General features: G+C 56.4%; 14 protein-coding genes and 1 tRNA gene. 7 read left to right on the top strand and 8 right to left on the bottom strand.

The window, feature by feature from the left end:
- Window positions 1–78 precede the first annotated feature (78 nt).
- Window positions 79–1,245: a glutamine-hydrolyzing carbamoyl-phosphate synthase small subunit gene (gene carA, locus GOW16_RS06660; protein ID WP_170412182.1), complete on the bottom strand. Its 1,167-nt coding sequence runs from the start codon at window positions 1,243–1,245 to the stop codon at window positions 79–81.
- A 183-nt stretch (window positions 1,246–1,428) separates the two neighbouring features.
- On the opposite strand from carA, the gene GOW16_RS06665 reads away from it, so the two are divergent.
- Window positions 1,429–1,914, top strand: a complete 486-nt coding sequence (locus tag GOW16_RS06665) for a GatB/YqeY domain-containing protein (protein WP_170412185.1) — start codon at window positions 1,429–1,431, stop codon at window positions 1,912–1,914.
- A 21-nt stretch (window positions 1,915–1,935) separates the two neighbouring features.
- On the opposite strand, the gene GOW16_RS06670 is transcribed toward GOW16_RS06665, so the two are convergent.
- From GOW16_RS06670 to ctaD, 4 genes are all read right to left on the bottom strand, one after another.
- A complete protein-coding gene (locus tag GOW16_RS06670; RefSeq protein ID WP_170413345.1) occupies window positions 1,936–2,430 on the bottom strand; it encodes a DUF2244 domain-containing protein in 495 nt (164 codons plus the stop codon).
- Between the two features lie 44 nt (window positions 2,431–2,474).
- On the bottom strand, window positions 2,475–3,074 hold the full coding sequence (locus GOW16_RS06675) for a 2-hydroxychromene-2-carboxylate isomerase (protein WP_170412189.1): 600 nt from the start codon (window positions 3,072–3,074) through the stop codon (window positions 2,475–2,477).
- A 106-nt stretch (window positions 3,075–3,180) separates the two neighbouring features.
- Entirely contained in the window at window positions 3,181–4,209 is a 1,029-nt protein-coding gene (locus tag GOW16_RS06680) for a bestrophin family protein (protein WP_170412191.1), read from the bottom strand.
- A 149-nt stretch (window positions 4,210–4,358) separates the two neighbouring features.
- Window positions 4,359–6,017, bottom strand: coding sequence for a cytochrome c oxidase subunit I (gene ctaD / locus GOW16_RS06685; protein WP_170412194.1), 1,659 nt, complete (start codon window positions 6,015–6,017; stop codon window positions 4,359–4,361).
- 287 nt (window positions 6,018–6,304) lie between these two features.
- Here ctaD and GOW16_RS06690 point away from each other — a divergent pair, with 287 nt between their 5' ends.
- A complete protein-coding gene (locus GOW16_RS06690; protein ID WP_170412198.1) occupies window positions 6,305–6,724 on the top strand; it encodes an HIT family protein in 420 nt (139 codons plus the stop codon).
- Window positions 6,725–6,735: 11 nt separating this feature from the next.
- Here GOW16_RS06690 and GOW16_RS06695 read toward each other — a convergent pair whose 3' ends face one another.
- Entirely contained in the window at window positions 6,736–7,155 is a 420-nt protein-coding gene (locus GOW16_RS06695) for a MerR family transcriptional regulator (RefSeq protein ID WP_170412201.1), read from the bottom strand.
- 83 nt (window positions 7,156–7,238) lie between these two features.
- On the opposite strand from GOW16_RS06695, the gene GOW16_RS06700 reads away from it, so the two are divergent.
- Window positions 7,239–8,186 carry a cation diffusion facilitator family transporter gene (locus GOW16_RS06700; protein ID WP_170412204.1) on the top strand — a complete coding sequence of 316 codons (948 nt, stop codon included), beginning with the start codon at window positions 7,239–7,241 and terminating at the stop codon, window positions 8,184–8,186.
- Between the two features lie 304 nt (window positions 8,187–8,490).
- Here GOW16_RS06700 and lipB read toward each other — a convergent pair whose 3' ends face one another.
- Both lipB and GOW16_RS06710 read right to left on the bottom strand, forming a co-directional pair.
- Window positions 8,491–9,141 (bottom strand): lipoyl(octanoyl) transferase LipB, encoded by a 651-nt coding sequence (lipB, locus tag GOW16_RS06705; protein WP_170412207.1) that lies wholly within the window; start codon window positions 9,139–9,141, stop codon window positions 8,491–8,493.
- A 39-nt stretch (window positions 9,142–9,180) separates the two neighbouring features.
- Window positions 9,181–9,840, bottom strand: coding sequence for a DsbA family oxidoreductase (locus GOW16_RS06710; protein ID WP_170412210.1), 660 nt, complete (start codon window positions 9,838–9,840; stop codon window positions 9,181–9,183).
- A gap of 143 nt (window positions 9,841–9,983) precedes the next feature.
- Between GOW16_RS06710 and GOW16_RS06715 the strand changes: the two genes are divergently transcribed.
- The 4 genes from GOW16_RS06715 to GOW16_RS06730 all read left to right on the top strand — a co-directional run bounded on the left by GOW16_RS06715 (window position 9,984) and on the right by GOW16_RS06730 (window position 14,163).
- Window positions 9,984–10,070 (top strand) — tRNA-Leu (locus tag GOW16_RS06715).
- Between the two features lie 147 nt (window positions 10,071–10,217).
- Window positions 10,218–11,201, top strand: coding sequence for a glycosyltransferase family 2 protein (locus GOW16_RS06720; protein WP_170412213.1), 984 nt, complete (start codon window positions 10,218–10,220; stop codon window positions 11,199–11,201).
- Window positions 11,202–11,206: 5 nt separating this feature from the next.
- Window positions 11,207–12,151, top strand: a complete 945-nt coding sequence (locus GOW16_RS06725; RefSeq protein WP_170412216.1) for a hypothetical protein — start codon at window positions 11,207–11,209, stop codon at window positions 12,149–12,151.
- Window positions 12,148–14,163 (top strand): hypothetical protein, encoded by a 2,016-nt coding sequence (locus tag GOW16_RS06730; protein ID WP_170412219.1) that lies wholly within the window; start codon window positions 12,148–12,150, stop codon window positions 14,161–14,163. The genes GOW16_RS06725 and GOW16_RS06730 overlap by 4 nt, the downstream gene beginning before the upstream one ends.
- The last annotated feature ends 57 nt before the right edge of the window (window positions 14,164–14,220 follow it).

The following is a 14,220-nucleotide window of genomic DNA, read 5'->3' on the forward strand; positions in this document are numbered from 1 at the left end:
GAAACCCTGACACGGTAGTCCGGCGTCAGGGTTGCGCAATCAAGGTTAACAGCGCGTTAACACTAAACGATCAGACGGTTAAGCCTGTGCTTTTTGACCCGCCATTGCCTCGGCAAAACGTTCGAACAGGTAAAAACTGTCCTGTGGGCCGGGCGAGGCTTCGGGGTGGTACTGAACCGAATAGACCGGGCGATCACTCATCCGAATGCCGCAGTTCGATCCGTCAAACAGCGAGCGGTGGGTTTCGACCACACCCTCTGGCAAAGTTTGCGCATCGACGGCAAAACCATGGTTCATCGACGTGATCTCGACCTTGCCGGTATCCAGATCTTTGACAGGGTGGTTGGCACCGTGGTGGCCGTGGTTCATCTTGACGGTCTGACCGCCCAGAGCCAGAGCCAGCATCTGATGTCCCAGACAGATGCCAAAGACGGGCAGATCGGTTGTGTCCAGGACCTCTTTGATCATCGGAACGGCGTATTCACCGGTGGCCGCCGGGTCGCCGGGGCCGTTCGACAGGAAAACGCCGTCAGGGTTGTGGGCCAGCACTTCGGCAGCAGTGGCCGTGGCTGGCAGAACGGTCACATCACAACCGGCGGAGGCAAGGCAGCGTAGGATGTTGCGCTTTGCGCCGAAATCCACGGCCACTACCTTGTGGATCGGGGCGTTCTGGCGCGCGTAGCCATCGGGCCAAGCCCAACGCATTTCGTCCCACCGATAGCTTTGGACGCAGGTGACCTCTTTGGCCAGGTCCATACCTTCCAGTCCGGCAAAGCCACGCGCGGCTGCAACCAACGCCTCGATATCGAAATTGCCATCGGGATCATGCGCCAGCGCAACATGCGGCGCGCCTTGTTGGCGGATGGCGCGGGTCAGGCGACGTGTATCCACGCCACCGATGGCAATGCGACCGCGGCGGGCCAGCCAGTCCTTCAATTCCTCGGCCGAGCGCCAATTGGATGGTTCGGTCGGGTCCCATTTGACCACCATTCCGGCGGCTACGGGGTCGCTGGTCTCATCATCTTCGGGGTTCACGCCGACATTGCCGATATGAGGGAAGGTGAAGGTCACGATCTGCCCCGCATAAGAGGGGTCAGTCATGATTTCCTGATATCCGGTCATCGCAGTGTTAAAGCACAGTTCAGCCACCGTCTGACCGATGGCGCCGAAGCCCATCCCGTAGAACAATGTACCGTCGGCCAATGCCAGACATGCGGTGGGCTTGGACGGGGCGTTCTGGGCCATGGCGCGACTCTCCTGCAGGGTAAATCGGCGCATAACTAAGGGGGTTATGGCGCAGGGTCAAGTCTGTTCAATTTTTGGTCTATCGTTTTAAATCAATAGGTTAGATGTGTATGCCCCCTGTTGTGTCGCGCTTTTTGTTTCGATATGGTCGGGGTTCCTTTGCCATGGGGATGGACAGAACATATGGATATGCGATCAAGGGTGAACACGGCCCTTAAGCAAGCAATGAAAGACAAGGACGCTGAGCGCCTGTCGACGCTGCGTCTGATTAACGCTGCAATCAAGGACCGTGACATCGCCTCGCGTGCGTCTGACAACGAAGAGGCCAAAGGCTGCGGTGACGCAGAGGTGCTTGAAATTCTTGGAAAAATGACCAAGCAGCGCAAGGAAAGCGCCCGTGCCTATGAAGAGGGCAGCCGACTGGATCTGGCTGAGCGGGAACTGCGTGAGGTTGAAGTCATCGAGGAATTTCTGCCCAAGCAATTGGACGATGACGAGGTGAGCAAGGCCATTCAGACCGCGATCACGGCCACCGGCGCCGGCTCGATCCGCGACATGGGCAAGGTGATGGGTGAGTTGAAAACCCGTTACACCGGCCAGATGGATTTCGGTAAAGTCGGCCCGATGGTCAAAGATCAGCTCTGTGCGTCGACAAACGGCGGTTGCTGAGCCACTTGATCTCGGAAATTGCTAAGACTGCGCGACGGGTTCGCGCAGTTTTTTTGTGAGCTCATCATAAAGCGCAATCCGCTCTTTCTCAGACAGAAACGCACCGATTTCGACCTCGCGGCCCTCTCCGGTCAAGGTGACATAGTTCGGGACAGGTCCGCCGTGTTCATGCATTTCGGGTCGCGCCCAATAGCGGTTGCAAGACCACTCTTGCTGCCCTCTTCGCGGGTGATGTTGCACCAGTCGGGCCTGCGAGCCGGTCAAGGTCAGCACCTCGAACACGCTGCGTTCCCGGTAGTTGGACTGGATCGCGAACCACAGACCCAAAACGCTCAGCAGCATGAATGGCAACAAACCCCACAGCAGAACCGAGCCGAGCACAGCCATCAGTGGAATCAAGCCAAACAAAAAGACCGACAACACCACACGCATCGCCCAGCGTGGAGGCAAAGAGTTATGCGGCCACAGGCGCAACTCTTGCTCGGAGCTTGAGGTTTGATTCCATCGGTACGGCATGGTGCGAAAATAGCGCAACACTTGTGGGTGTCTAACAGGAAAGCTTAGGTGACGTGACCGACCCTGGCCCAGGACAGCGCGTCGTCCAGCCTGTCGTCGCCCCAGAACACTTCGCCGCGCACGACCATGCTGGGAGCGCCGAAAACACCCAGCTTTGTTGCCTGTTCCGTTTCGGTCTCAAGGGCCGAAATCGTGTCTGGGCTGCGCGCGCGAGCAAGGGTCAGGCGCGGGTCTTGCTGGCACCGGTGCAAGGCTTCTGACAGAGCTGTTTCGCTGCCTGCTTCGATCCCTTCTTCGAACCAGATGCGGTACAGGTTTTGGGTAAAGGATTTGCCCCAACCGTCCGACATGCCCAGCACGGCAACCTGATTGGCCAGCGCAAGGTCCGAGATCGGATAGGGCGCGGGAAGTGTGGCGTGCAGGTGATACTTGGCCGCTCGCCGTTCGATATCGCGCCACATATATGCGGATTTGACCGGCTTGCCTGCAAAGGGAATGTTCTGTTGTTCAGACATAACGGTGCGCACGTTGAACGGCCGCCAATTCACGCTCGCGTCATGTTCATCGCACCAGTCATCCAGGCGCATGATCGTCAGGAAGCTGTATGTGCTGCCTATGGAAAACCAAAAGTCAATTTCGGGCATCTGATGGCTCCGATCCCAGGGTTTCTGGATGTATGATACCCTAAATTGATCAGATTATCGAACGCGACCAGAAATTGGCGTGGCTGACCTGCAAAATAGGGCTGCCCTAGATCAGAGCTTTTTCGAAAGGTTTCACAGGTTGGGGCGCAACGCCGCAATCGGTCATCTGACGCAGGTCGATCTCGATGGCCCGGCACAGGGCCGAGATCGGAACATCGGTCACATCCCCTTCAAACGGATCCTCCATCGAGGCGCTGACGCGTTCGGTGACAAAGAAGATCCAGCAGACCAATGCCCCAACAGGCGCGAATGTCAGCCAGTCGAAGATCACAAGCTGCCAAACGGAGAAATCTATTTCGGCGGTGACCGATCGTTCGTCGTTGAATGCCAAAGGAAGCATGAAGATGAAGATCCAGCTGAAAACCCGCCCGACCTCGGCGACCTGTCTTGGGAATGGCGTGTTTTTGATGCGCTCACACTGCCCTTGTGTCGTCGTAAACCGGGCGAGGCGATCCATTAGGGCGACATGCCAAAACGGATCAATGCTCTGAGTACGCGCCAACTCAGCAAGCTTTTCTCCCTGAAGAAATATCAGATAAGCCGCCCGATTGCTTTTTTCTTCAAGCCTTGGGAGGTCGCTTTGCAGCTGGTGCTCACGCCAGCTTTCAGGGTTTTGATGCAGTTCGGAGTGGTTAGATATCGGTTTGTGTCCAAACATCCAGGGGCGTCGGCTGCGTCCTGTCGGAGAAGGTTGGCGCAGCTGAAATGCCAGCATATTGAGCCAAGCAATGTGACGTTCGATCAGTTCGTTGCGCAGCGCGGGGTCAATTGGTGTGCCGTCGGGCAGTACCAAATTGCTGATGGTGTTGCCCCAGTCACGGCTGGCGTTGACGATCTCGCCCCAGATGCTGCGCGCCTCGGACCAACGCCCAAAGGCCGACGTATTCTTGAAGCCAAGAAAGAATGCTACAGCCAGTCCTAGCATGGTTACAGGTGGGCTGGGGTTCGAGATCAGCTCGATTGTGGTGAGTTCGTCTGCCAGTACAACCAGCAGTGTCCATGTCAGCACGATGCAGATAAAGCCGAATGAGCCCTTGACCATCTGTCGTACAGTAATTCCGTCGTGAAGGATCATGACCGATCGGGTCCTGCGCAATTGGCGATTGCAAGTCAGTCTAACGGCTTATTCTTGGGCAAGTCTATGCCAGCGCTGTTTAAATCTCGGGGGGCGAAAAAGGAAAAGCCCCGCAAATGCGGGGCTTTCCGAAGAGTGCTTCGCAGGGATTAGTGAGCGTGGCCCTTGTCCCAGTCTTCCTGCTTTGGCAGCTGCTCGAACGTGTGCTCGGGCGGCGGAGTGGGCAGGGTCCATTCCAGCGTATCCGCGTATTCGTTCCACGGGTTCGGACGGGTTTCTTTCGCGCCACGCAGAAGGGCGTAGATCACGATGCCGAAGAACAGCAGGAACGAAGCGAAGGAAATGAATGCACCGATCGACGACACGAAGTTCCACTGGGCGAACGCTTCGGGATAGTCGATGTAACGACGCGGCATGCCCTGACGGCCCAGGAAGTGCTGCGGGAAGAAGGTCAGGTTGGCGCCGATGAAGAACAGCCAGAAGTGAACCTTGCCCCAGAACTCGGAATACTGACGGCCTGTCATTTTCGAGAAGTAGAAGTACACACCGGCGAAGATCGCGAAGACAGCGCCCAGCGACATCACGTAGTGGAAGTGCGCAACCACGTAGTAGGTGTCGTGATAGGCACGGTCCACACCGGCCTGCGACAGTACAACCCCGGTTACACCGCCAACGGTGAACAGGAACAGGAAGCCGAAGGCGAACAGCATCGGTGTCTTGAACTCGATGGAACCGCCCCACATGGTCGCGATCCACGAGAAGACCTTAACGCCGGTCGGAACCGCGATGACCATCGTGGCCAGCATGAAGTAAGCCTGCTGACGCAGCGACATGCCAACGGTGTACATGTGGTGCGCCCACACGACAAAGCCCAGAACGCCGATCGCGATGATCGCCCAGACCATCGGCAGGTAACCGAAGATCGGCTTGCGTGCGAAGGTCGCAATCACATGGCTGATGATGCCGAAACCGGGCAGGATCACGATGTACACTTCCGGGTGGCCAAAGAACCACAGGATGTGCTGATACAGGATCGGGTCACCGCCACCGGCCGGATCAAAGAAGGTGAAGCCAAAGTTGCGATCCATCAGCAACATGGTGATTGCGCCCGCCAAAACCGGCAGGGACAGAAGAATCAGCCACGAGGTGACGAAGATCGACCAGCTGAACAGCGGCACCTTGAACAGGGTCATGCCCGGGGCACGCATGTTCAGGAAGGTGGTGATCATGTTGATCGCGCCGAGGATCGAGGAGGCGCCCGATACGTGCACGGCAAAGATCGCGAGGTCCATGGACATGCCGCCCTCGGTCGTCGACAGAGGCGGGTAGAGAACCCAGCCCACGCCCGAGCCGAGCTGATCGTTACCCCCCGGGCTCAGCAGCGATGCCACACCCAGTGAAGTACCAGCGACATACAGCCAGAAGGACAGGTTGTTCATCCGCGGGAACGCCATATCCGGCGCACCAATCTGCAACGGCATGAAATAGTTGCCAAATCCGCCGAAGAGGGCGGGGATAACAACGAAGAACATCATCAGAACACCGTGGTAGGTGATCATAACGTTCCACAGGTGTCCGTTGGGGGTACATGGGTCGGCCATGAAGCCTTCCAGGCACATGTACTGAACACCGGGGTGCATCAGTTCGAGCCGCATGTAGACGGTCATCAGAACCGAGATCAGACCGGCAAGTGCCGAAACGACCAGGTAGAGAATCCCGATGTCCTTGTGGTTGGTCGACATGAACCAGCGCTGGAAAAAGCTGCGCTCGTCTTCATGCTCGTGACCATGAATGGCTGCGTCTGCCATTAGGTGCCTCCTGTTGCAACTACACCGCACAGTTGGACCTCTCCAACGCGCGGGATTCCTGCTGGTTTTAGATTGCGGGGGGGCGACCTTCAATGGTCGAGTTTGATCTGGATCAAGAATAATTGTCGCGGGCAGGAGGGTACCCAGCGAAATTTTCTCCAAAATCTGCATTTATCTGGGCGTCAGTGCCCCGATTTCAAAGGCGCAGCCGTGAATTACGTTCCCCGCTTGACCCTGGAAAGCGCGCACCGCAGAACTGTCGTCAGCCTATCAATCGGAGAATTGAAATGACCGCCTATGATCCCGAAAACATCTTTGCCAAGATTTTGCGCGGAGAGATCCCTTCGACCCGCGTCTACGAAGATGACGATACAGTGGCCTTCATGGATATCATGCCGCGCGCAGATGGGCATCTGCTGGTGATCCCCAAAACCCCGTGCCGCAACATTCTGGATGCCTCGCCCGAGCAGTTGGGGGCTGTGACGGCAACAGTTCAGAAACTGGCCAAAGCCGTTGTCGCCGCGTTCGATGCAGACGGTGTCACTGTTCAGCAATTCAACGAGGCCGCCGGAGGGCAGGAGGTGTTCCACCTGCATTTCCACGTTTTGCCGCGCCATGATGGCGTTGCCGTGCGTGCGCCCGGCACGATGGGCGATTTCGACCTGATCGCGCAGCATGCCGAAAAGATCAAAGCCGCGCTGAGCTGATCGAATAACAGTTAGTTCGAGTGCGACCCCTTGCACTCGCTATGATCGCCAAACGCGTGAAGCACGGCACAGACATGGTCGTGCTTTCCGTCGCAAGCTTTGGAAATTCGGGTCAATTCCGTTTCAAGGCTTTGCAGGCGGGAAATCCGGTCTCGCAGATCAGCCAGTTGCTTCTCGGCAATTTCGTGCGCCCGGTCTAGGTCGGTGCCAGATGCGCCTTCCAGTGACAGCAAGCCCACGACATCGGCCAGTGGTAAGCCCAAGTCGCGGCAGTGGCGAATAAACAGCAGCCGTTTTAGGGCAGTTTCGTCGTACCGGCGTTGATTGCCGGCTGTTCGGTCCGGGCGCGGCAACAGCCCTTTTTCTTCATAAAACCGGATTGTTGGAACCTTGACCCGGGTCCGGCGCGACAGATCACCAATTGAAAACATCTTTTTTGTTCCGAGCACTTGAACCTCTAGTAACTAGAGGAATTACATGCGGTGTGTAGCCGAAACAAGGGACACAAAACCAAATGGCACATGATCATTCTCATAAGGGGCACAGCCACGCGCACCACCACATAGGCCCCGAGGCAGGGGACGCGCGGGTGATTTGGGCGATTGCCGTCAATATGTTCCTGACGCTGGCTCAGGTCGTCGGGGGCATATTCTCGGGCTCGCTGGCGCTGATTGCGGATGCGTTGCACAATTTCTCGGATGCCATCGCGCTGGTTATCGCCTTTTTCGCCCGCAAGATCGCCCGCCGCCCGGCAGATCCGCGGATGAGCTTTGGCTATGGCCGTGCCGAAGTGGTTGCAGCACTGGTCAATTACACGACGTTGATCGTGCTGTCGGTTTATCTGTTCTATGAAGGTGTGATGCGGTTTTTTGAGCCTGAGCCAGTCAATGGCTGGATGGTCGTCTGGATCGCTGCATTGGCCTTGATCGTGGACCTGATCACGGCTGCGCTGACCTACACGATGGCAAAGGACAGCATGAACATCCGGGCGGCCTTTCTGCACAACGTGGCGGATGCGTTGGGATCGGTGGCTGTGATTGTCGCTGGCACTGCGGTGATCCTGTTCAACTGGACTTGGGTCGACCCCGCAGTCACCATCATGATCTCGGTCTACATCCTGTGGCACGTCAAATCCGAGATCGGCGAGACGATCCGCGTTCTGATGATGGCAGCGCCGCCCGATTTGGACCCGGAAGAGGTCGCATCGGCCATCGAGGATGTACAGGGCGTGTCCGGGGTACACCATGTCCACTTGTGGAGCATGCAGGAGCGAGAACCTGCGTTGACGGCCCATCTGGTTGTGAACGCGGCGGCTTGGGCGGATGCGGAAGGGGTAAGGGACAGCGTTAGGCAATCGCTCCGCGACCGGTTTGGCATCAGCCACGCCACGCTAGAGCTGGAACAGGCCGACCGCGCGTGTGTCGAACCGTCACGCTTTGGGCATACAGAGGGGAAGGCATAGAGTGGGATGCGAATTGCCGCTCCGATTTGGGGTCGGAACGGCAGACTCGTTAACAAAAAATTTTCCGACTACTCAGGATGACCCAAGATCACCGGTTAACACACCACTCACTCTAAGAACGGTAAATCCATATTACCCCTAAACGCGTGGAATGTATCTATTTGAGTGAGTTTTTCGTTAATTTGCACTATTCGAACTGTAGCCATTGGGAAATTTTGGCTCAGTATGGAAACAGAGAGTTCGGGAATTGTGGGATTGTTAACGGTGACTTCACTCTGAACGATTCGCTGGCGCCGCTTCATGCCTATTCAGAAGCGAATATCTCTGAGAACGTTTTCTGCAAAGCTGTGTCAACATCCACCAAGGTAACCGGCAAGCCCAGATCAACAAGCGACGTGACCCCATGTTCGGTGATGCCGCAGGGGACAATGCCCGAAAAATGTTCGAGGTCTGGTTCGACATTGATCGAGATGCCGTGGAAGCTGACCCATTTGCGCAGACGCAACCCGATCGCGGCCACCTTGTCTTCGGCAGGTTGACCCAATGCGGTCAGCGGTTTGTCATCGCGCCGGACCCAAACGCCAACGCGACCGGCGCGGATTTCGCCGTGCACGTTGAACTCGGCAAGCGCGGCGATCACCCATTCTTCCAGTTGCTTGACGAAGCGGCGAACATCCTTGCCGCGTTTGTTCAGGTCCAACATCACATAAGCAACGCGCTGGCCGGGGCCGTGATAGGTGTATTCACCGCCACGCTTGGCCTCGTAGACGGGAAAGCGATCCGGGTCGGTCAGGTCTTCGATCCGGGCCGAGGTGCCGGCTGTGTAAAGGGGCGGATGCTCCAGCAGCCAGACACACTCATCTGCCTCACCGGCCGCAATCGCGGCCACGCGCGCCTCCATGAAGGCGACGGCGTCGTTGTAATCGGTCAGCCCGTCAGTGATCTTCCATTCCATGGGGGCTCCTTACCGGCAGGGCAGAGTGAAGGAAAGAGGTCACGCGGCCTCGGTCATGCACCGTTGCAAAACGTTGGAGTAGTTCTCGGCCCCCTGCGCGCCGGTCATCAAGTATTTGCCCGCGAACACCATCGACGGAACACCCGAGATGCCACGGCTGGACCAGAACTGCTGTTTTTCGCGAACCGGCGCGATGTGATCGCCCGAGGTCAGAGCCGCGCGGGCGGCTTCCCGGTCCAGCCCGGCGTTTTGGACTGAATCAAGCAGGACCTCGGTTTGGGACACATCCTGCTGATTGGTAAAGTAGGCCTCGAACAGCGCCATCTTTAACGGATGCTGGCGGCCTTGCGTTTCGGCCCAGTCCAGCAGCTGATGCGCCGCAAAAGTGTTTACCATCCGGCTGTCATCATTGAAGTTGAACGCAAAGCCAAGCTCAGCACCGATCTGGGTCAACCGTGCGCGGGCCTGCTGGCTCTGCTCGGCCGTTGAGCCGTATTTCTCCATAATATGTTCACGCAGGTTCTGGCCCTCGGGCGGCATGTTCGGGTTCAACTCAAAAGGATGCCATCTGAGATTGGCGAGCACGTTTTGCTCTTTCAACGCCAGATCCAACTGACGAAAGCCCACGATGCACCACGGGCACACAACGTCAGAGACGATATCGATCTGGACAATTTGACGGGGATCTTGCGCGGTCATGGTTGGGCTCCGGGGCAGGGTGAATTAGTCTGTGTCTGCGATACAGATATGGGGGGTAACGCGGAATTCAAACCGGCATGTTTTTTGCCTCTTCACATCCTGATCATCACCGTCTATACGCCCTCTACCAAGTCATTGGCAGTGCGGTCGTGGCGGAATTGGTAGACGCGCAGCGTTGAGGTCGCTGTGGGGTAACTCCCGTGGAAGTTCGAGTCTTCTCGACCGCACCATTATCCAACCAAAACACTCGATTTGTCAGCGCCTCTGCCGTGTAGAGTTGCACCAGTTTGCGTTGGAATGACCACTTCACTATTTCCTGTCTCGCCGATGTGGATCGGGATGTGTATGAGTGGGCAAGACTATTTGGGAAGGGTAATATGTCTCAGTCCATCACCGTGTTCACAACGATGAAGAACGAAGGCCCGTATATGTTGGAATGGGTTGCGTTCCATAAAGCGTTGGGAATCGACCATTTTGTGATTTTCACGAACGACTGTGACGACGGGACGGACAAGATTGCTGCCAGATTGCAAGAGCTTGGCCTGGCCACCCATGTCAGCAACGAAGTGAAAGAGGGGGGCAATCCTCAGCACCAGATGTTGCGCCGCGCGCGCCGCCAGCCCAAGGTCAAAGAGGCCGACTGGCTGCTGTGTCTGGACGTAGATGAGTTCTGGAATATCCGCTGTGGCGACAACGGTTTCCATGACTTAATTTCCGAAGTTGAGAACAGAGCAGGGCAACCGGTCGATGCGATATCTTTTGCGTGGAAGCTGTTTGGAAGCTCTGGAAACATCAGTTTCGAAGACCGGCCGGTGACTGACGCGTTCTTGATGAGTGATCAGGAGTTTCCCTATCATTCAAGCCGCGCTTCCGGTCTGAAAACTCTGTTTCGAAACAACGGCAAGTTCACGCGATTTGGTCCGCATCGCCCGAAGGGGTTTGACGACGAGGTAGCGCCAAATATCGCCTGGTCAGATGCCGGGGGCAAACTGTTTCCAGCTGATAAGGTGGGTTGGCGGGCGTGGCGCGGTTTCGACCATTCGCTCGGGCGCATTCATCATTACTCGGTCCGGTCGATGGATGGATTTCTGGTCAAGCGCGACCGGGGGCGAACCAATCATATCAGGGTCGATCAGGGGCAATCTTACTGGCAGGATATGAACGTCAACAAAGAGGCTGACCAATCCATTCTGCCAGCGGCACGCCGCGCGGCACCTCTGCTGGCCGATTTGAAGGCTGATCCGGAGCTGAATGAACTGCACGCACAGGCCTGCGACTGGCATCGGGCCAAGGTGTCCGAAATCAAGATGCGCCCGGAATGGGTGGAGTTTCGCGTCTGGCTTGCCGATAACCTTATCTGATCATCATGGCCGAAGACCTTTCGAAAGAGCAGCTGAAACCAGAACACCCTGATCGCAAGACAGGGTATGAGCGTATCCTGACGGATCCCGCTCCGCCGTGGTTTGTCGAGCTGTATCCCGGTGGTGACGGCACCGGATTCCTTCAGAAGCTGGAACGCCACTCGATCCTGTTCCACCAGCGATATGCCACGCGGCTGGTGGTCAGCTTTGACAACATCGCCAACGCCAATGACCTGTCCTTCGCGCGCGAACCATGGGGCTGGAAGTTCTTTCGCGACGAAGGGTGGTCCCACATGGGCGTCTTCGCGCGCACCAAGGCATGGTATCGCGACCCTGAGATCATTTCCTATTTTGAAAGCAAGGTCGCCGAAGGGTTCTTTGATCGGTTTGATCAGGTGGTTTTTGCGGGGGCGTCGATGGGTGGTTTTGGGGCTTTGACCTTTTCGTCACTTGTGCCCGGTGCGAATGTGATTGCCTTCAACCCCCAGACAACGTTGGATGAGCGGCTGGTCCCCTGGGAAACCCGCTACCGCTTTGGCCGCGTACAGGACTGGGATCTGCCGATGAGTGACGCGGCCCAGACCGTTCAGGCCGCCGGCAAGGCTTACGTTTTTTATGATCCGTTCTTTGATCTGGACAGGCAGCAGGTTCAGCGATTGCAAGGTGACAACGTGATGTTGCTCAAGACCTGGTTCTCCAACCATTTCGCGGCCCCAATGCTGCGCAAGCTGGATATTCTCAAGCCCGTGATGCTTGGGGCGATGGATGGCTCGTTGGATTCGACCGGATTTTACAGGATGATGCGCGCCCGACGTCGTTTGCCTCTGTATATCCGTGGGATCGAAGCCGTCGGTGCCGAGCGTCACCCTGATTTGGTCCGACGCGCCCGGCAGCGGTTTCGCCGAGTGCGCCGACAGGCAATGGCCGAGAAGGAAAGGGATAACTCGTGACCCCTGCCAAAGGCGTGTTTGTCGGTCAGCGCAAGGATCGCATGGGCGCGCGGTTGCTGATGATGCTGACGTGCATCCGTCTGGCCGAAGATTTCGGCACCACCTACCGGGTGAACTGGTTTCCACAAGGCGCTGATGCGCCCGAGCTCGACCACCCGCAAGAATTGTTCTCACAGGAATGGATGGATGAGCATTTCCTTACTCCAAAGGAGTTCGGAGCCCTGGCACAGAATGCCTTGCCGATCTGGTCCTTCCAAAGCGACACCTCGCCCGACCGCCTGATTGCGCATCTCAACGCGGGACGGTCGGTACTGGTCGAGGAAGGTTTCGAGGTGCTGGCCTTCCCGTGGGAAGATGTCGAGGCTATCCGACCTAGGTATCGCGACTTTATTCATAGGGTCGGGTTCACCGCAGAAATACGCGAAATAATGGATTGCGCGGACGCCAAACTGTCGGGGCAGGGCGTATCAGCCTATCATATCCGCCGCGGCGATATTCTGAACGGGCTGCCGTGGAAGCACACAACCTGGCCTGCAAAGATCGAGCCTGAAGAATTGTATGAGGCGCATCTTGAGAAAAATGCCGACAAAAAGGCTATTATGTTCTCAGACCAGCCCGAGCTGGTAGCACGATTTCAGACAAAATTCCCTAAGCTGATGCAAATGTCCGACGTTGCCGATGTGTTCGGGATGACGCGGGCCAAACGGGATTTCCTGGAACTCTACACAATGTCGCGCGCGGATCAGGTGATCGCGCCATTTATTTCAGCGTTTTCAATGGCCGCAGCTCGGATTTCGGGGCAGCAGCGCAAAGTTTTTCGCGAGGTTCTGACTGAGGAGGAAGTCAACAAAGCCAACGAAGATATGATAGATCGGCTTCGTGCCGGACCGGAAGGTTTTTTGAATCCATCCGAAGCAGCTCATATTTATTCCAAGGCGTCTTTTGCTATGCACTCACTCGGAGCTGGAGATCGCGCCTCAGAGGCGAAGGAACTTGTGGAACCTATTTTGGAGATTGGTGCGGACAACGCTTTTTTACCTCTTTTGCAGGCACTCAATTGCTTCTACTTGAAGCAAAGGTCAGAGGCACTTGAGTTAACTGAGCAGGCGTTGAAAAACCCTGGAATTTGGCCAGAAGATCATGCCGTTGGAACGGCATTGCGCGCGGGCATACTGGGGGGGCAAAAAAAGCGTTGGGCCGCTGCTCTGACTTTTAGCCGCGCGTTTTGGGCCAAGCCCATGAGGCCAGATGTCATTATCTTCGGGTCGAGATTGATCTATCGAGATCAAATCGCTCATCGGGCACTTCCACCTATGGACTGGAGAGTGTTGAGGGCCATCAGGCGCCCTTGGTTCAACTACAATTCACATGTCGCACAAAGAAAAGTGTTAGGGCGTTTGCCATGCAATTTGGATCTTGTATTGCTGGACTGGCACTGCCTGGCAATTGATCAACGCGCGCGTCGACTTGCTTCGAACCATGAGCGTCTTTCCTTGTTGTTAGAAGGGCTTTCGAACTCGACCCACCTTCCGCCGGAATCGCAACTTGCAACGGAAGAGCCCGGTTATCAGAGCCTGCTATCTCTTCTTGAATTCCGGTTGGGCGAAAGACCATTGCATAAGGCAATTGATCGCGCGCGGAGGACATCGTCTTACTTCCCGGACAGCAGTTTCTATTTCAAGCGACTTGCTGAACTTTACGAGGCGGACGGGGATTACGCGAATGGCCGTTTGGCAATGGCAGACGCTCTTGCGTGCGACCCCGACAACCCGTTTCTGGTTTTCGCCATGGGGCAATTCCTTGAGAATACTGGCGCAGTTGAACAGGGCCAAAACCAGATTGTTCAGGCGGCCGACTTGGATGACAATACCGCCGCAATTCAGGGCGCTGCCGGGCAGGTACTGCTTAAACGAGGAGAAAAAGTCAAAGCGCGCAAGTATCTATCCCGGGCGCATGAGCTGTGCCCCAAGCTCAAACGGTTTTCCAACCAACTGAAACGGGCAGGTGGGTAAATTGCGTGGATTTCCCCTTGGTAGTTCCATGAAATCAACGTAATTTGCGGGCAAATT

The sequence above is a fragment of the Ruegeria atlantica genome, from assembly GCF_013033965.1.
Taxonomy (GTDB): domain Bacteria; phylum Pseudomonadota; class Alphaproteobacteria; order Rhodobacterales; family Rhodobacteraceae; genus Ruegeria; species Ruegeria atlantica_D.